Source organism: Priestia sp. GS2, from assembly GCF_036409025.1.
GTDB classification, from domain to species: domain Bacteria; phylum Bacillota; class Bacilli; order Bacillales; family Bacillaceae_H; genus Priestia; species Priestia aryabhattai_A.
In genome coordinates this window covers 1649457-1666572 of record NZ_JAZGJX010000001.1, presented here as the reverse complement: position 1 = coordinate 1666572, position 17116 = coordinate 1649457, and the positions used below count along the sequence as shown (strand labels likewise).

Sequence of the window (17116 nt, the reverse complement as noted above, 5' to 3'; positions counted from 1 at the left end):
CAAGAAGGTATTCTCCTTTCTTACCTCGAAGTAAGCTATTTGTAGAAAAAAATGGTAAAGGAGAAAAAGCCTTATGCAAAAAATAAAGTCCTCTCTTACAGATCACCTGCGTAATTGTACAAAAGAAATGATGAAAGAGCTAAATGTACCAGGAGCAGCAGTCGCAATCGTAAAAGATGGAGAAATTGTTCTTTCTGAAGGGTTTGGATACCGTGACGTTGAACACAAAAAACCCGTTACACCGAGCACGCTGTTTGCAATTGGCTCATCTACAAAAGCTTTTGGTACCCTTTCTCTAAGTTTACTTGCTCAACAACGAAAGTTTGACTGGGATGAGCCTATTCAAACGTATCTTCCGACATTTTCACTTCATGACCCTCTTGTAAGCTCACAAACTACAGCTCGTGATTTAGCTTCCCATCGTTCTGGGGTAAGTCGTCATGAGTTATTATGGTATCAATCTTCATTCACGCGAAAAGAAATTATGGAGAAAATTAAGCACTTAGAGCTTGATGCACCATTTCGCACATCTTTTCTATATAATAATTTAATGTATGTAACTATGAGCTATATGGTAGAAAAAATCACGAACCAAACATGGGAGAAGTATGTAAGTGAGCATATTTTGCAACCTCTTCATATGGAAAATACAAATTTCTCAGTTACTACTTCACAAGAAAACGATAACCACGCACTTCCATACATTGAAAAAGATAAAGAAATCGTTAAAATTCCGCTGCGTAACATTGATACAGTTGGTGCTGCGGGATGCATAAACTCAACGATAGAAGATATGGCTAAGTGGATTTTATTTCATTTAAATCAAGGGAAAGCTGGGGAGCATGAACTTATTACACCAAATTTACTGCAGCAAATGTATGAACCGCATATTCCAATTCCTGATGATCCGCTGCTATCTACATCAGAAACAACGCTCACTTGCTACGGACTTGGGTGGTTTATTAGTGCATATCGCGGTTACAAAGTCATTCATCACGGTGGGAACATTGATGGATTTTCAGCGCTCATCTCTTTTATACCAGAAGAAAATATCGGCCTTGTTATTCTGACAAACGCTGGAACGACTCTACTCCCAACTTACCTTGCAAATCAAATTTATGATGAGATTCTGGAGCTAAATCCAATTGACTGGCATCAAAGATCTGCGGAAGATACAGCTAAGTTTAAAGAAATAATGAAAGAGTTAGATAAACCTTTTCCACAAGTAAAAGAAACAAGCCCTACACATGAATTAAAAGAGTATACGGGAGTATTTGAGCACCCTGCATATGGGGAAATTGAAGTTGATATACAAAATAACCTTTTACATTTAAAATGGGGATCCCTTCATATGGAGATGAAACATCATCATTACAATATGTTCACCGTAAAGTGGGATATTTCCTATTCAGAAATGAATTTATTAATTGCATATGAAATGGAAACCGAAGGAAAGCTATCCCAGTTAAAATTAAACTTATCACCAATGCTAAGTGCAAAACCGATTGTATTTACTAAACTCGAAGATAGAGATACAGCGTCATAAAATTAAGTGATGATGTACTAGAAAAACAGGAGTTTAACTTTATGCTTAGAAATGAATCACATCCTGAGGGTAACTCAGGTTGGTCTATATTGAGCGCATATAAAAGAAATGATGAAGGCCGTTTTTACAAAATCGATGACACTATTTAAACAATTGAAAAGGAGCGATTTACGCTCCTTTTTTGCTGTCGTTATTGTCTAGGTTAAGCCTTATATAACCCGCTTTTATTTCTGTTTTATTAACTCTTCTTCAAAGAAAAAAGTACTTGGATATTTATCCACGATATAAGAGTATCTTTTCATGTTTTTCACATACTGCCCTTTTAAAATTGTCACGGATTCGTTTGATGCTTTTATGCTTACGGTTTCTCCATCCTTAAACATTTTCTCAGCCATAACCGTTCCCCTTTCTTCGATTAAAATCATAAAGTTTTTTATTTGAATTCATAAGTAAAAAAGACTCCGAGGTGGAGTCTTTTTTACTTAATTTAATTATGCTACTTTGTGAACGTTAGCAGCTTGTGCGCCACGTGGACCTTGTTCGATGTCAAACGTTACTTTTTGACCTTCGTCTAAAGATTTGAAGCCTTCGCCTTGAATTGAGCTGAAATGTACGAATACATCTTCGCCGCCTTCAACTTCGATAAAGCCGAAACCTTTTTCTGCATTAAACCATTTTACTGTACCTTGTTCCATAGTATTGCCTCCTGCTGTGGAATACTCCACATATGTATTACTACCCTTGTCCAACCATACTATCTTAAGATTGAAATTTCGATAGAACAGATTTCTTTTCTCTTGATTCTATACCGAACAAAAATAATTAAGTTAATCGTACCATATAAAGCTCACGATAGCAAATACACGAATGGAAAATAAGTTTTATTTAGGATAAGTCTTACATTCTAAGTGGTATTAAAATGGCTATTCTTAACTCTCTCAAGGTTAACTTTTAATTGTACTTTCACTATTTTTTCATAAACCGTTGATATGATGATATTTTTTAGGAATTCTTCTTAATTTGTTTTTTAAAACAGAGAGGTTATTTAATTGAATTACGAACTTTTCAAGTCCATTCACGGAATGGCAGGACGTCTTGATTTATTAGACAAGTTTATGATTTTTTGGACAAACAATGCTATCTACATGTTTGGCCTTGCACTTTTACTTTTTTGGGTATTTAGAGATGATTATTATAAAAAGAGTGCTTTTTATGCAGGGTTCACTGGTATTATTGCTTTGTTTGTCAACTACCTAATTGCCTTCATTTATTATGAGCCACGTCCTTTTGTCTCTCATGATGTTAACACTTTAATCCCACATGCTGCAGACGCATCGTTTCCAAGTGATCATACAACGGGAGCTTTTGCCATCGCAATGTTCATATGGATGCGTCATCGTAAAGTGGGACTAGTTATGCTGTTCATGGCCTTATTAACAGGCTTTTCACGTATTTGGGTAGGACATCATTATCCTGGGGACGTATTAGGAAGTATAGTAGTGGCTACCTTTGTTGCTATTCTAGTCAATAAGATAACTAAGTGGTTAAATCCACTTGCAGAATTACTTATTTCAATTTATTCTTTTCTCATTCGAAAGAAAAAGAATCCGGACACAGCTAATTATTAACTAAGTTTTCTTTAGCTTAAAACTCACAAATTATATTGGTCCCTCACTTAAAATAAAAATTCCCTTTTTTTCTTTTTCCTAGTAAAATTAATATAAGAACAAATATTCGCCTATAAAAAGGAGTGAATTCATGAGGTTTTTACTGGAATATAAAAATTTTAAGACAAAGCAAACGAGTAACCCTACACTAGAAGTGCTTGAGGTATTTCTAAACCAACATTTAATCGGGACGTTTCATGGCGATGCGTTTGAATGCATCTACATTCACTTTGTTTCAAAAATACCACGTACTAAAAAAACGTTAAAATTACGCTTACTCTATGGAAGCATGGCAGAGATGGAAATCGTGCAGGAGTTTAAAAATGATCAAAAACTGAACCTGGAGGATTTTACCGCTAGTCTATTAGCGATAGAAAAAACCATTCATAAAGCTGAAGAAATAAACGTTAAAAAAGAATGTTACTATGACAAAGAAAGGCTATTATCTCAGTACGAACAGCTAAAGATACATGCTCCTTCTTCTCAGAAAGAGTTAAGCGAGTATGAGGCCAACTTAGAGTTCACCAAAAAGTGTAATTATGCCAAGCGTATCGACTGTATAATGGAACAAGACAAACTTACCAAAAGACCGCTCGATAAGTTAATTGAGGGTTTTACAGTGAATGATCCCTATGATTTATTTAAAGATCTCAGCTATCGCTATTCTGAACTCTTCTCTAATTTACTGCGTTCTGCTGGAGTATACTTACCTTCATACAGCCACATACATATCCATATCGCAGGAAGCTTATTAGAAGCTAAGCAGGAACTTGCTTTGGAGCCTTGGTACAAGATGACTTACGGAAGCATTGACTTAGATCGCTTTAATAAAGCCACAGATACGAAGCAGGAAAAAATGCTGCTCCAAAGCATTTCAGAAGGTTTATTACTGCTTGCAGAAGTTGATCATTTAGATAGAGATAAAATAAAAAGCGTCATCTCCCAAGTCGAAAAAAACGGCTTAAACCAAGAACTTACTTATTTTCAAAGAGAGAATAAAAGATACAAAGCTGAAGTTGTTTACCATATACCAAAGGACCACGTAACCAAAACCGCATTTCATTTAAGAGTTACTGACTTACAAACGAACCAAGTCGCTGAAATCTTTATCGATAACTTACTTACATTCTACGCAGGAGCAAGCTTATACAAGATTGCGATCAAAAAAGATGAAATTGTGATATCAGGCCGATCAGGATACCGAGCCGAATTAATGAGGAAAAGTGACAAACTTCCAGATAAATATCACTTTTTCTTGGAAGAATTGTTTAGTTAAAAAGTAAAACTAAGATAGATTTAATTTTACTATTCAAGGAGGAATAACATATGGTTGGCATTGCAAAAACCCCTGAACCTCCTTATTTTGCAGTGATTTTTGCTTCACAGAGAACCGAAGGAGACAAGGGATATGGAGTAATGGCGGATAAAATGGTAGAACTTGCTTCTAACCAAAAAGGTTTTTTAGGAATAGAAAGCGCCAGAGATAAAGACTTAGGGATTACAGTTTCATATTGGGATTCTTTAGAGTCAATAAAAGCTTGGAAAGAAAATTCATATCATAGAATAGCGCAAAATAAAGGCAAAACAGAATGGTATAAAAATTTTTCTTTTAGAGTTTGCAAAGTTGAGAGACATAGTTTTTCTGAGATGTAATTAACTATTTCGATTAGTATTAATAAAAAGCTCGTTATATCGACTAAGGTGTATGAAAAGAAACCTCCTAACAAAGTAACAGGAGGTTTTTAAGCTATTACAAGAATTTATATATAGTTTTGAAGAGCTCTATACCTTCAGGAAATTGTTTAGCGTATATTTTTAAAAGTTGCTACCAGACTTAAAACTTTTTCAGACATTCAAGATAACTGCCGATGCAACCAAGTAAGTTATTGAAAATAAGCTTACTAAAAAAACGAAGGATGCAAAAAGTAAAACATTGGCGTTTTTCTTTAGTGTGATTCCGCTTCGCGATAAGCTAGAGAAGCCTAATAGTGCTCCTCCTAAGATTGCTATTAATCCAAACAATGGATGAATTATACTTGCCATCCATATCCCCGCTCCAAAAATGATTAAAGCAAGAACTGGATTAAACATACGAGTTACAGTCATATCAACCCACCCTTCCTTCTATATAGTTACTATTTTAACAGAAAGTGGATGGTGGTTAATAGAGGTCTTTTTGCTTTCTAATTGTTTATCTTATTTACAGCTACTTTTCGTTCTCCACGTAACTTATATGTTTTCCAACCGATATATAAAGCAGTGATAATTACAAAGCCAATAAGCAGTACGGATTGGTAATCTGTAATGATTTTAATTACAGTTTCCGTATCGCCATCATAAAAATGACCTATACTTAAAAACAGAAAGGTTGTCGGAGCAATTCCGGCCATGGTTAGTAATGTATACAATCGAAGATTCATGTTGGAAGCGCCCGCTAGGAAAGGAACAACATTCCCTAGATGAAGAGGGCTTGAAATCATGACGCTCCAAATGCCATATTTGCTAAAATGAGCTTTCGCTTTTTTTAACCCTTCCCTTTTCGCAGGGCTTAATCTGTTCTCCAATGAATCTCCTAGTTTGTATCCAATAAAATAAGGAAGATAACTACCTACGGCATATAAGAAGCTGCCTAACAGAGAAATCACAACGATTTCAAACCAAGACAAATCTAAAATAAAGCCTACCGTTACGATAAAGAATGTTCCAATAAAGGGAAACGCGCTTCCTTCAATAAACAAAGAAAGGAGTACACCCCAAATCCCCCACTCTTCTACAAAATTTAATATAATTTCAGTCATACGATCTTCTCCAACTATGTTTTGTATGTACTAAGTATAGAGAAGAATTCAATGTTGAAACAGCAGCCCCAGCATCAATTTCAACTACGTCTTAGGTCTTAGTCAACGTTTAATTGTTAAGGGAGTTAGCACTTCAATATAAGGACATACAAAAAAGAACCGCTGGCTATTTCTATAAGCCATCAGCTCTCTTTTACTATCTTTCAGCTATGTTGGTTTCTATGTTAGAACACAATGAATACCGTTTTCGTTGAAGGCTAGTGGTGGAACAGTTAACAATTCAGCTTGAATAGTAGAAGATGAAGGTAGTAGAAGAAATGAATTAAGCGGTGTTTCTTAATGAACGTTTCTCCTATGCTCTCAGCTCATAATTGAAAAGCTGCTGCAAATAAAAGTTTTCCGTTTCTTCTCGTTTCCCAGTCAGGTATTCTTCTAACCCGACTTCTGTTAATCGAACAACTCCCTCACTTTTCACCCCCGGCATTTCTTTTCCAATGTCCATTACCATGACTAAATTATAATGAGAGGGCGTTACGAGATAGCGTGCAACCGTCACATCTTTGCGCTTTCCTACATGACCATAGCGTAATACGACTTTCCAATACTTCCATTCCATAAAAGCCCCTCCTCAAAATGTTAGTTTGTTTTCAAGCTTTCATTGTTGAGATTAACTTTGTAACCACTTTTATATTTCAGAAAATTCAATCTTTTAATAGTTAATTCCATTATAAACCAAAATACTTATTATCTCAATAAATAATCACGAAAAGAAAAGTTTATCGCTTTTCTTTATAAAAAAACCCATTACCTGCATAAGGTAATGGGTTCTCTTCTAACTATAGTATTCTCTCAATTATAAACTGATTCCTTCTCGCTTAAGCCAAGCGCATGTGAAGTTGATGCGTAAATCTTCTCGAAAAACGCTGGATTGTCAGAAAGCGACATGCCGTATGATGGAATCATTTCTTTGATTTTTGGCTCCCAAGCATTCATTTGCTCTGGGAAGCATTTTTCTAACACTTCAAGCATGACGTGAACAGCAGTTGAGGCTCCAGGTGAGGCACCTAAAAGTGCGGCTACGGTTCCGTCTGAAGAACTTACAACTTCTGTACCAAATTGCAGCGTTCCTCTTCCGCCAGCTTCCGTATCTTTAATAACCTGTACGCGCTGACCAGCTACAACAATATCCCAGTCTTCTCCTTTTGCATTTGGAATAAATTCACGCAGCTCTTCCACACGCTTTTCATTAGACAGCATAACTTGTTGAATTAAGTATTTTGTAAGGGCCATTTCTTTAACCCCAGCAGCAAGCATTGTTAAAATATTGTTTGGCTTCACTGAGCCAATAAGATCTAAATTTGAACCTGTTTTTAAGAATTTCGGTGAGAACCCGGCAAATGGTCCAAACAGCAGCGCTTTTTTGTTTCCAATATAGCGCGTATCTAAGTGAGGTACTGACATTGGTGGTGCACCCACTTTTGCTTTTCCATACACTTTGCCATGATGCTGCTCGATAACCTCCGGGTTGTTACAGACCATGAAGAGTCCACTTACTGGGAATCCACCGATACGCTTTGACTCAGGAATACCTGTTTTTTGTAAAAGCGGTAAGCTTCCTCCACCAGCTCCAATAAAGACAAACTTAGCTTGATGGTATTCAGTTATGCCCGTGTTTAAGTTTTGAACTTTAAGCTCCCAAAGTCCATCACTTGTACGTTTAATGTTTTTCACGCTGTGTCGATAGTTAAGCTCTACATTTTTGGTTTTCAAATGGTCAAATAGCATGCGCGTTAAAGAACCAAAATTGACGTCTGTCCCTTCATCAATTTTAGTTGCCGCAATTGGTTCAGTTACCTTACGACCATTCATAATAAGTGGGACCCATTCTTTTAACTTGTTTGGGTCATCTGAAAACTCCATTCCTTTAAATAACGGATTCTTTGAAAGCGCTTCAAAACGCTTTTTCAGAAAGGAAACGTTTTGATCCCCTTGCACCAGACTCATATGCGGAATCGGCATGATAAAGTCTTTAGGATTACCAATTAAGTTGCTGTTTACAAGATAAGACCAGAACTGCCTTGATAGCTGAAACTGTTCGTTAATCTTTACTGCCTTCGTAATGTCGATAGATCCATCTGCTTTTTCAGATGTATAGTTAAGCTCACATAATGCAGAGTGCCCCGTTCCTGCATTATTCCATTCGTTTGAACTTTCTTCTCCCGCGTCTGTCAGTGACTCAAATACTTTAATTTTCCACTCAGGTGCCAGCTCTTTGAGTAACGAGCCTAAAGTCGCGCTCATAATACCGGCGCCTATTAAGATAACGTCTGTTTTTGTCTGTACGTTGCTCATGATAACCTTCCCCATCCCCTAAATTTTCAAAAAAGATGTAGATGTTCCCTTTTTTAATTAGCTATGCTGAGACGTGATGTTGGAACCTATCTTTTTTGCCACTACTATAACTATATCACAGTCTAATTGTATGATGATTAGAAACTATTCAAAAGTGATGAAAAAGTAAAAAAATTTCGCATCTAAAACACCAAAATCACTTTTAAATAGAGTGTTGATAATAATATCATACTACAACTGTAGCATCTTTTTCCAAACATTTTAAGAAGTAAAACGTCTTTTATGTGCATTTTGTGCATTTTGTTCATTGAATTTTGTCGTTATCTAGCAATCTTCTACATAATCAGGTAGAATATAGAAAATATTAACACTGGAGGTTTTGCATGAGTGAATTAAATATTGATATCGCCTCCCTATTTAGCGTATTCACAAGGGCATGGTCGCTCCACTCTAGCTCAAAATGGACGAAAGAAAATCCAGCCAAAGGTCAGTGTGGGGTCACATCTTTAGTAATCCACGACTTGCTTGGAGGAGATCTTGTAAAAACACCCGCTGCTGAAGGTTGGCACTTCTACAATCGGATTAATGATGAATACTATGACCTAACCGCTTCGCAGTTTAATCAACCTATATCGTATCAGCATATTCCTTCAAGTCGCAGTGAAGCTTTTCAAGATACAAATGCCCAACAGTATGTCTACTTGAAAGAACAAGTTAAAATAAACCTTCTACATAAATGGGGTGAAGTAAGTGAATCGTGCTCCTATTATCCAAGGTGACAAAGTAATGCTTCGTCAACCCATTGATCGTGACGTTGATGATTATCTTCAAATAGAAACACATCCAGAGCTTGTCCGTATGTATGGCGGTACCTCATCCGATATTCAGCCCAAAACAAGAGAGCGTGCATTAAAATTTGTCGAAGCTATTCGTAAAAACAAACTTGAATGGTGTGTAGAACATAACGGCCGCTTCGTTGGTCAAGCCAGACTTGTGATGAATGAACACGACAACCGTGCCCGCTACGCGGTTGGGTTATTTGATCCGTCCGTTTGGAATCAAGGTCTCGGCACTGAAATTACGCGCCTTATCTTACAGTACGCTTTTCACGAACTGAAGCTGCACCGCATTGATTTACGCGTACTCGCTTTTAATAAGCGTGCTATTGCGTGCTATCAAAAGTGCGGCTTTGTGCAAGAGGGCGTTGAGCGTGAAGGTGCGCTCATCAACGGCGTATACGAAACGGACATTATCATGAGTATACTAGACCGAGAATTTGCTGGTTCGCTGTTATAGATTACAGTTACTATTAAATTAATTATGCCTAGCCTACTCACAACATAAAGGATTTTTCTAACAGTTATCGAAATAAATGCTTATTAAAGTTAAAATAAAAACTTATCAATTGGTAGCTATTAGTGGAGGACAAATGAAAAAAGTAATTGATATGATTGATTCAAGCACAAAGGTTTCCGGAGTGTCAAAGCTCCAATTGAAAAGAATAGAAAAAGAATTAGGCGCTTTATTCCCAGATGAATATAAAGAGCTTTTTCTAGAAACGAATGGCGCAACATTTGGTAATTGGGTGCTATTTTCTCTTCCAAGCGATGAACAGCTAGCAGTTTCATCTAACATCGTAAAACACAACACTGTAAAAAGACCTGAACACCTACCCAGCAATATGATTTGTATTGGTAAAAACTCAGATGGAGATAAATTATGTTACCGTGTTAGGAAAAAATTCATGCAGGAACAGATCTATGTTTGGTACGCTAAAACAACAAAAGTGGACTGTAAATCATTAAATTTATTTACTTTTATCGATTGGCATGTGCCTAAAGCGTATACTAAGAAGCCCAAAGTACTTGGGAACTTTACAGTAACTAGTGGAAAGTTAATTGTTTCTGATCCATCTTATATGCCGAATGAAGAACGGGAACTTCAAATCAAGCTGACCAATGTAAAAAACGGAAAATGGACGGCTGCACTATCATATACAGCAGAAGAAGTTGTCAAACATTTAACGGTATATCACGGAGAAAAGAAGCCAGCTGGAAAATGGGCTCTTTTTGACAAGTTAATTGGTGTTGACTCTGCTCAAGCTGGAATTTTTGACTATGCATCGTTGATCAGTAATGAAGTAAATTACGTAGAGGATATAGACGCTTCAGGTGTGCAAGGAATAGCAGTTTCAAACGGCGCAGTCTCAACATCTGGTTATGGTGACGGAATGTACGAAGTAAAAGTAAAATATAATCGCCTAAAAGAAATTGTTGGCGTGATGATTATTTTTGAAGATGAGGGATAACCATCTTCACTTTCTTACAAGCAAGTACTATTAAAACACAAAAAGGACGCTAAAAAATAGCATCCTTTTTGTGTTTAATTTCAACTATACTCGCTTACTTATTATGTATATGTTATTCGCTTTGTTTATCAGGTGATGTTTGCAGCTTCTCCAATGACTCTATCTGTTCATCAATTTCGCCTAAATCCTGCTCAATATCTGTTTTTAAACTATCAAACCGCTCCGAAATATCTTTTTTCATTCTCTCTAATTCTGCGATAATATCTTTCATCTTTTTTCCTCCGCTTTTCGTCAGTCTAACTCAACGTTTTTTGCGCTGATACCAAATAGTAAACCCGTAATTTTAAAAAAACGTTATGCTAAGAAGTAAAATTCCAACCATTATTTAAATGGGGAAACTTCCTAGGATTGGCTTATTATTTATCATTTTACAATTTTAGCATAAGTATCTCTTGTACAGTATGATTCAATTGAACCATATCATCTTACTGTGATAAGTAACTCAATTCCCTTTTGTAAACTTAAACATACTAGCCAGCACATGATACCTATGGCTAAAGCAGCTATAAGCGGAAGTTGATGCTTCAATGCGATGAAGACACCAACAAGCATGACGATAGTCGCAGGCAAGCCAATAATAACCCCCCATATAAACTGCTGAAGCTGAGCGGATGATTGCCCTTGAACAGTTAACCAAACTACGCTTAGCAAGCTGACTAGCGGAAGCGCAGCTAGAATGCCACCGTACAGAGGAAACCTCCTAGCAAGTTCGGTGATAAGTCCTATGATTAGCGCAGAAGTTAAGATTTTAACGGCCGTATACATCTTTAGCTACCTCGCTTAGTCGTTGAAACACATGCATTACCTTTTCTTGCTCAGCAGAAGTGAGTTGATTAATTACATGCTCTAGCTTCCCACTGTCTAACTGCGTATTTAAACGCATAACTTCTTCTCCTTCTTTCGTTAGCTGAATAGTAACAACTCGCTGATCTATTGATGACCTCGTCTTAGAAACCCAGTTATTTTTCTCCAGCTTCTTGATGTGTTCAGAAGCTGTATTATGAGAAATTGAAAATCTCTCTGCAATGTTTCTCACAGTTAATGCTCCTTCTTTTTCAAGCGTTTGTAAAATGCGGACGCTTTGATGTGATATCTTTTCATCGTGCTCAGGTCGTAAATAATAATAAATTGACGTGAAGTGTTCATTTAGCTTTTCCATGTCTGATACCCACCTTTATATCGCATAATAAGATTATATCTGTTAATACGATATAAAACAATAAAAAATGAACCTTCACTCCAATGTGAAAGCTCTTAAATGATAAAGAAATAGGCACCAAATATAAGTGAAATGATAATAATAAATACTCCAAGAAGTATCATACTGATGACGGGAGGACGAAATGTTTGATTATTGATATCTTTAATTTTTTTAACATATACAGCTGCAGATAAAATGATTGTAACAATCCCTACAGCTACAGATACTAGGCCAATTAAAGTTGCCAGTTGATTACCTAGTGGTGATAACGTTGATCTCATTGTAAAGTGTAGATTCGTTACTAAAAATCCTACACCAATAATTGAAATAGCCGTTCGGATCCAAGCTAGAAACGTACGCTCATTGGCGAGATGCTGCTGAATATACTTTGAATCTTTCGTTGTTTCTTTAGCTTTTATATCTTGATTATTCATCTCATCCCTCCTCCTTTTGATTGTCCTAGTAGCTTTAGCTTTTCTTGGATGTGTGGAATAAATTCATTTTATACCCATAAGGGTATATTGGTCAACAGATAAATTATTACTATGTTTCATTCAAGGTATAGATTTCATCTATTCCTTTTTCTACAAAATATGTATATTCATTACTTGTTTGTACATCTTAACATAGTGTACTTATCAGATAAGGAGTGATATGATGTTTTTCCACATAAAAGAACTTCAATATAAAGCAAAACCTACTCAACCAGATCCCGTTTATGCAAAAAAGCTCCAAGAAGTATTAGGTGGACAGTACGGAGAAATTTCTGTTATGATGCAATACTTATTCCAAGGTTGGAATTGTCGAGGAGAACAAAAGTATAGAGACATGCTTCTAGATATCGGCACAGAAGAAATTGGTCATGTTGAAATGCTGGCAACGATGATTGCACAGTTATTGGACAAAGCACCAGTAGAAGAGCAAGAACAAGCAGCTCAAGACCCTGTTATTAAGAGTATTATGGGTGGAATGAACCCGCAGCATGCAATTGTAAATGGTTTAGGAGCGAGCCCGAACGATAGCACTGGTTATCCTTGGACTGCTCGCTATACCATTTCTAGCGGAAACTTATTAGCAGATTTTAGAGCAAACCTTAACGCAGAAACACAAGGAAGACTTCAGGTCGTTCGTCTTTATGAAATGACAGACGACCCGGGAGTTAGAGACATGCTTTCTTTCTTAATTGCTCGAGACACCATGCATCAAAACCAATGGGCGGCAGCTATTGAAGAGCTGCAAGCAAAAGAAGGATTTGTTGTTCCTTCTACCTTTAATAAAGAATATGAAAAGCAAGAAGTATCTCACCAATTCTTGGATTTTTCTAAAGGAACAGAAAGTAAAGAAGGCAGATGGGCAAGCGGACCTTCCATTGATGGCCAAGGAGAGTTCACTTATGTTGAAGATCCTAAAGCAACTGGTCAATCTCCAGTGCTTAATCCAGCTCCTGGTTATATTCACGGAACACCGAAAACAAAATAAATTAAAAGAGGCTGGGACAAACCCCAGCCTCTTTCCTACTTACTTAAAGTTCTTCTCCATTACTTTCAATCACGCGCTGGTACCAATAAAAGCTATCTTTTTTCGAACGGTCTAGCGTTCCGTTTCCTTCATCGTCAAGGTCCACATAAATGAATCCGTAGCGCTTTGACATTTCGGATGTAGAAAAGCTGACTAAGTCGATCGGTCCCCAAGCTGTGTAGCCAAGGAGCTCTACTCCATCGGCAATCGCTTCTTTCATTTGTTCAATATGCTTTTTCAAGTAATCTATGCGATAGTCGTCATGAATGCTGCCATCTTCTTCGACGTTATCAAATGCACCAAGTCCGTTTTCCACAATAAACAACGGCTTTTCATAGCGCTCATAAAACATATTCAATAGGGTGCGCAAGCCAACAGGATCAATCTGCCATCCCCAATCTGATGCTTCTAGGTACGGATTTTTTAAATTAGTTAAAATGTTGCCTACTGCTTGTTCACCAGCTGTTTCAGGTCTTGCTGACACCGTTGACATATAGTAACTAAGCGAAACAAAATCTACAAGGTTGTTCTTTAAAATATGTTCATCTTCTGGATGGATATCAAGCTCAATATCGTGCTCTTTAAAGAAACGATTCATGTATGTTGGGTAATGACCCCGCGCTTGAACATCCGTAAAGAAAAACGTCTTGCGCTGATCCGTTAACGCCGCGTGTACATCTTCCGGGTGCGAACTGTCTGGATAATTAATCATTCCAAGTACCATACAACCAATTTGAGCATCTGGATTTATTTCATGGCATGCTTCTACTGCTTTTGCGCTTGCCACAAGCTGGTGATGAGCTGCTTGGAATGTTGCTTCTAATAACTTTCCTTCTTCAACCTGGTCTCGAAGCATACCTCCGCTAATGAAGGGACTCATTAAAATGGAGTTGATTTCATTAAACGTAATCCAATACTTTACCTTATCTTTATATCGTTCTAACACAGTTCTAGCATAGCGTGTAAAATGCTCGACTACTACGCGATTCTTCCAGCCTCCGTATTCAAGAGATAAATGTAGAGGCATTTCATAATGAGACAGAGTTACAATTGGTTCAATGCCGTTTTTTCTTAATTCATCTAATAAGTCATCGTAATAAGCTAGTCCAGCTTCGTTAGGCTCTTCTTCTACACCGTTTGGAAAAATACGCGTCCACGCAATAGAAATGCGAAACGTTTTAAAACCCAGCTCTTTAAATAACGCAATATCTTCTTTATATCGATGGTAAAAATCAATGCCATAGCGTTTAGGGAAATGTCTATTTTCTTCGTCTGCTAATGCGTCTTTAACTTCTTCTGATGTTGGGAAAGGCAGATGGAATTTCTTGCGGTCTTCCGGTTTCACACGTTCGATTATGTCATCAACTGATAACCCTTTTCCACCTACATCAAATGCACCTTCAATTTGATTTGCTGCCGTTGCTCCTCCCCATAAAAAGTTATCCGGGAACTTTAATGTTACGTTTGCCATATGTGAGCACCACCCTTTTATAATCTAGTGTCATTGTATAAATTTTTGCTGTAAGAATATAGATTATTTTGCAATTTAGACACGTATCTCTCATAATGAAACTTGTTACATAATAAAAACATACTGTTACACAGGGAGATGACTTATGTTTTCAAGTGAAGTTATTTCAACATTTAATGACTTAGATTATAGCGTCTACAATTATATTTTAAACAATGGTAATCAGGTCATCTATATGCGTATTCGAGACTTGGCAACAGCCACTCACGTATCCACCTCAACAATCTTACGTTTTTGTAGAAAAGTAGGCTGTGACGGATTTAGTGAATTTAAAGTAAAGCTAAAGCTGTATTTAGAAAGAGAAAGTGAAGAAGATGTAAAAGGAATGAAAGAGTTCGCGTATGAATTTATGGAGCGTACATTAAAGGGAAATCTTGATGAAATTATTACCGAGGCAGCTCAGGCAATAGTAAAAGCTCACCATGTTTTACTCGTTGGATTTGGAAGTTCAGGTATACTAGCGCAGTACGGAGCACGCTATTTCTCAAGTTTAGGAAAATTTTCAATTGCGATTAATGACCCCTACTTTCCAATTAACGCTCAGCAGCTTGATAATAGTATCACCATTGCTCTTTCTGTGTCAGGAGAATCCCCTCAAACAGTGGGCCAAGTTACACGGTTAAAAGAAGAAGGAAGTAAAATTATCAGCATTACTAACACAAAATCTTCTACGTTAGCCCATCTATCTCATATCGTCATTCCGTACTACGCGACGGAAGAGCGTAGGAAAATTGCTAACCTTCCACTTAACATCACTACTCAGCTTCCTGTCATGTACATACTTGAAGCAACGGCTAGAGAAGTATACAAGCTGACGTAATATGCGTCAGCTTGTTAAAAATAATAGTAAATCCATTCAGGCGTATTCACCAATGACTTTTCCCAAATAGGAATGTCATCAATGATTTCCCTTGTGAGCTTTCTGCTACCTTTCATATCGTGCTTCAGCTCTTTTTTCACCTGTTCAATAAAGTGTTGATCATAAATGAGGCAGCTTGCTTCATCATTTAAGTAAAAACTACGCGGATCCCAGTTAGCTGTACTAACGTTTGCTACCTTGTCATCAATAATCATTACCTTTCCGTGAAAAAAGCCTTTCGTGTACAAATAAACAGCGGCTCCATCATTAAAAAGCTCTTCTATTTTAGGGTAGCTAGGTGGCTTAGTAAACCAAGCGTCCGTATGGTCTGGCACAATTAAGGTAATTGCTACACCACGTTTTTTCGCATCTTTAAGCGCATCCATTATTGTATCGCTTGGAATAAAATACGGAGTGGCAATAATAAGTTCATGTTTCGCTTGTTTTATCAGATCTAACACTTGATTTTCTAGGGTTTCTCCTGTTGTAAAAACAAGCTGATAGGCTGACTGATTTTTCGAAGGAACTGTTCTATTTAAAGCATTGGGGCTTTTAGCATCTCCCGTATCTTCTTCCCAATCTTTTAAGAACTGCTTTTCAATTTCATACGTACCGTTTCCTTGAATACGAAGATGATAGTCCCGCCAATATCCTAGCTTTTCGTTGTTGCCTAAATACTCTTCTCCAATATTAAATCCGCCAATATAAGACGTATGTCCGTCAATCGCAACAAGCTTTCGATGATTTCGGTGGTTAAGACTATAAAAAAGATGAGGAAATTGCAACGGTCGACTAAAAGCAAACTCAATGCCGCTCTCTTGCATCTCTTTAATTAACGATGACGAAATGTCTTTCCCACCAAAGCGATCCACCGAAAATTTCACGTCGACGCCACGTTTGGCTTTTTCTTTTAGTAATTCAATAAACTTCATGCTAATTGGATCATCTCTAAAAATAAAAAATTGAAGGTAAATATAGCTTTCCGCTTCTTTCATATCTGTGAATAATGATGTGTATAGCTTACTTCCTTCCGGAAACATTGTTAGATGTCCGGTATACGATGTAGTTTCTGTGTATGGATGAGCCTTCGTATACTCTTTATATCCTTGTTTTACATCCCATTGAAAAAACAGAAAAAAACAGGTAACCAAAAGGAATATAACCATTATTTTTTTGAACATGCCCTACCTCTTATATGGTGTAGATACGTATAGAATTTGAAAATGAGTGTAGTTTTATAAGCGGGAATATAAGGGAGCAAAAAACCACGGCAGTC

At 37.0% G+C, this 17116-nt stretch carries 21 protein-coding genes and 1 pseudogene; 10 read left to right on the top strand and 12 right to left on the bottom strand.

Annotation, left to right across the window (positions count from 1 at the left end; translation table 11 throughout):
* Positions 1-73: 73 nt before the first annotated feature.
* Positions 74-1546, top strand: a complete 1473-nt coding sequence (locus V2145_RS08755; protein ID WP_330987568.1) for a serine hydrolase — start codon at positions 74-76, stop codon at positions 1544-1546.
* Between the two features lie 2 nt (positions 1547-1548).
* Positions 1549-1695: pseudogene (locus V2145_RS08750) on the top strand (immunity protein Imm33 domain-containing protein); the annotation flags it as partial.
* A gap of 75 nt (positions 1696-1770) precedes the next feature.
* Here the strand turns inward: V2145_RS08750 and V2145_RS08745 are convergent.
* Positions 1771-1941 carry a hypothetical protein gene (locus tag V2145_RS08745; protein WP_165932551.1) on the bottom strand — a complete coding sequence of 57 codons (171 nt, stop codon included), beginning with the start codon at positions 1939-1941 and terminating at the stop codon, positions 1771-1773.
* A gap of 96 nt (positions 1942-2037) precedes the next feature.
* A complete protein-coding gene (locus tag V2145_RS08740; RefSeq protein WP_131887682.1) occupies positions 2038-2241 on the bottom strand; it encodes a cold-shock protein in 204 nt (67 codons plus the stop codon).
* A 354-nt stretch (positions 2242-2595) separates the two neighbouring features.
* Here V2145_RS08740 and V2145_RS08735 point away from each other — a divergent pair, with 354 nt between their 5' ends.
* The 3 genes from V2145_RS08735 to V2145_RS08725 all read left to right on the top strand — a co-directional run bounded on the left by V2145_RS08735 (position 2596) and on the right by V2145_RS08725 (position 4866).
* Positions 2596-3174 (top strand): undecaprenyl-diphosphatase, encoded by a 579-nt coding sequence (locus V2145_RS08735; protein WP_330987567.1) that lies wholly within the window; start codon positions 2596-2598, stop codon positions 3172-3174.
* Positions 3175-3304: 130 nt separating this feature from the next.
* Entirely contained in the window at positions 3305-4489 is a 1185-nt protein-coding gene (locus V2145_RS08730) for a hypothetical protein (protein WP_330987566.1), read from the top strand.
* 50 nt (positions 4490-4539) lie between these two features.
* On the top strand, positions 4540-4866 hold the full coding sequence (locus V2145_RS08725; RefSeq protein ID WP_330987565.1) for an antibiotic biosynthesis monooxygenase family protein: 327 nt from the start codon (positions 4540-4542) through the stop codon (positions 4864-4866).
* 192 nt (positions 4867-5058) lie between these two features.
* Here the strand turns inward: V2145_RS08725 and V2145_RS08720 are convergent, their stop codons facing one another.
* The 4 genes from V2145_RS08720 to V2145_RS08705 all read right to left on the bottom strand — a co-directional run bounded on the left by V2145_RS08720 (position 5059) and on the right by V2145_RS08705 (position 8363).
* Positions 5059-5319: a hypothetical protein gene (locus V2145_RS08720; protein WP_210608020.1), complete on the bottom strand. Its 261-nt coding sequence runs from the start codon at positions 5317-5319 to the stop codon at positions 5059-5061.
* Positions 5320-5396: 77 nt separating this feature from the next.
* Positions 5397-6011 (bottom strand): DedA family protein, encoded by a 615-nt coding sequence (locus tag V2145_RS08715; RefSeq protein WP_131887687.1) that lies wholly within the window; start codon positions 6009-6011, stop codon positions 5397-5399.
* Positions 6012-6363: 352 nt separating this feature from the next.
* The gene (locus V2145_RS08710) at positions 6364-6627 is read right to left on the bottom strand and encodes a hypothetical protein (RefSeq protein WP_094912937.1); all 264 of its coding nucleotides are present in this window, start codon (positions 6625-6627) and stop codon (positions 6364-6366) included.
* Between the two features lie 233 nt (positions 6628-6860).
* On the bottom strand, positions 6861-8363 hold the full coding sequence (locus tag V2145_RS08705) for a malate:quinone oxidoreductase (RefSeq protein WP_330987564.1): 1503 nt from the start codon (positions 8361-8363) through the stop codon (positions 6861-6863).
* A 383-nt stretch (positions 8364-8746) separates the two neighbouring features.
* Between V2145_RS08705 and V2145_RS08700 the strand changes: the two genes are divergently transcribed.
* The 3 genes from V2145_RS08700 (at position 8747) to V2145_RS08690 (ending at position 10671) form a co-directional block, all read left to right on the top strand.
* On the top strand, positions 8747-9142 hold the full coding sequence (locus tag V2145_RS08700) for a YunG family protein (protein WP_094912935.1): 396 nt from the start codon (positions 8747-8749) through the stop codon (positions 9140-9142).
* On the top strand, positions 9114-9659 hold the full coding sequence (locus V2145_RS08695; RefSeq protein WP_311858054.1) for a GNAT family N-acetyltransferase: 546 nt from the start codon (positions 9114-9116) through the stop codon (positions 9657-9659). Before V2145_RS08700 ends, V2145_RS08695 begins: the two co-directional genes overlap by 29 nt.
* Before the next feature lie 133 nt (positions 9660-9792).
* Complete coding sequence (locus V2145_RS08690) at positions 9793-10671, top strand: SMI1/KNR4 family protein (protein ID WP_330987563.1); 879 nt, start codon at positions 9793-9795, stop codon at positions 10669-10671.
* 112 nt (positions 10672-10783) lie between these two features.
* Here the strand turns inward: V2145_RS08690 and V2145_RS08685 are convergent, their stop codons facing one another.
* The 4 genes from V2145_RS08685 to V2145_RS08670 form a co-directional block, all read right to left on the bottom strand.
* Complete coding sequence (locus V2145_RS08685) at positions 10784-10942, bottom strand: hypothetical protein (protein WP_179289291.1); 159 nt, start codon at positions 10940-10942, stop codon at positions 10784-10786.
* 209 nt (positions 10943-11151) lie between these two features.
* A complete protein-coding gene (locus V2145_RS08680; RefSeq protein WP_094912932.1) occupies positions 11152-11496 on the bottom strand; it encodes a DUF3147 family protein in 345 nt (114 codons plus the stop codon).
* Entirely contained in the window at positions 11480-11890 is a 411-nt protein-coding gene (locus V2145_RS08675; RefSeq protein ID WP_330987562.1) for a MarR family winged helix-turn-helix transcriptional regulator, read from the bottom strand. Before V2145_RS08675 ends, V2145_RS08680 begins: the two co-directional genes overlap by 17 nt.
* Positions 11891-11985: 95 nt before the next feature.
* On the bottom strand, positions 11986-12366 hold the full coding sequence (locus tag V2145_RS08670; RefSeq protein ID WP_094912930.1) for a YidH family protein: 381 nt from the start codon (positions 12364-12366) through the stop codon (positions 11986-11988).
* Between the two features lie 223 nt (positions 12367-12589).
* Between V2145_RS08670 and V2145_RS08665 the strand changes: the two genes are divergently transcribed.
* The gene (locus V2145_RS08665; RefSeq protein WP_210608009.1) at positions 12590-13411 is read left to right on the top strand and encodes a manganese catalase family protein; all 822 of its coding nucleotides are present in this window, start codon (positions 12590-12592) and stop codon (positions 13409-13411) included.
* A gap of 43 nt (positions 13412-13454) precedes the next feature.
* On the opposite strand, the gene V2145_RS08660 is transcribed toward V2145_RS08665, so the two are convergent.
* Entirely contained in the window at positions 13455-14921 is a 1467-nt protein-coding gene (locus V2145_RS08660) for a glycoside hydrolase family 1 protein (protein WP_330987561.1), read from the bottom strand.
* A gap of 145 nt (positions 14922-15066) precedes the next feature.
* Between V2145_RS08660 and V2145_RS08655 the strand changes: the two genes are divergently transcribed.
* On the top strand, positions 15067-15801 hold the full coding sequence (locus tag V2145_RS08655; RefSeq protein ID WP_330987560.1) for a MurR/RpiR family transcriptional regulator: 735 nt from the start codon (positions 15067-15069) through the stop codon (positions 15799-15801).
* A gap of 14 nt (positions 15802-15815) precedes the next feature.
* Here the strand turns inward: V2145_RS08655 and cls are convergent, their stop codons facing one another.
* The gene (cls, locus tag V2145_RS08650; protein ID WP_330987559.1) at positions 15816-17021 is read right to left on the bottom strand and encodes a cardiolipin synthase; all 1206 of its coding nucleotides are present in this window, start codon (positions 17019-17021) and stop codon (positions 15816-15818) included.
* Positions 17022-17116 lie beyond the last annotated feature (95 nt).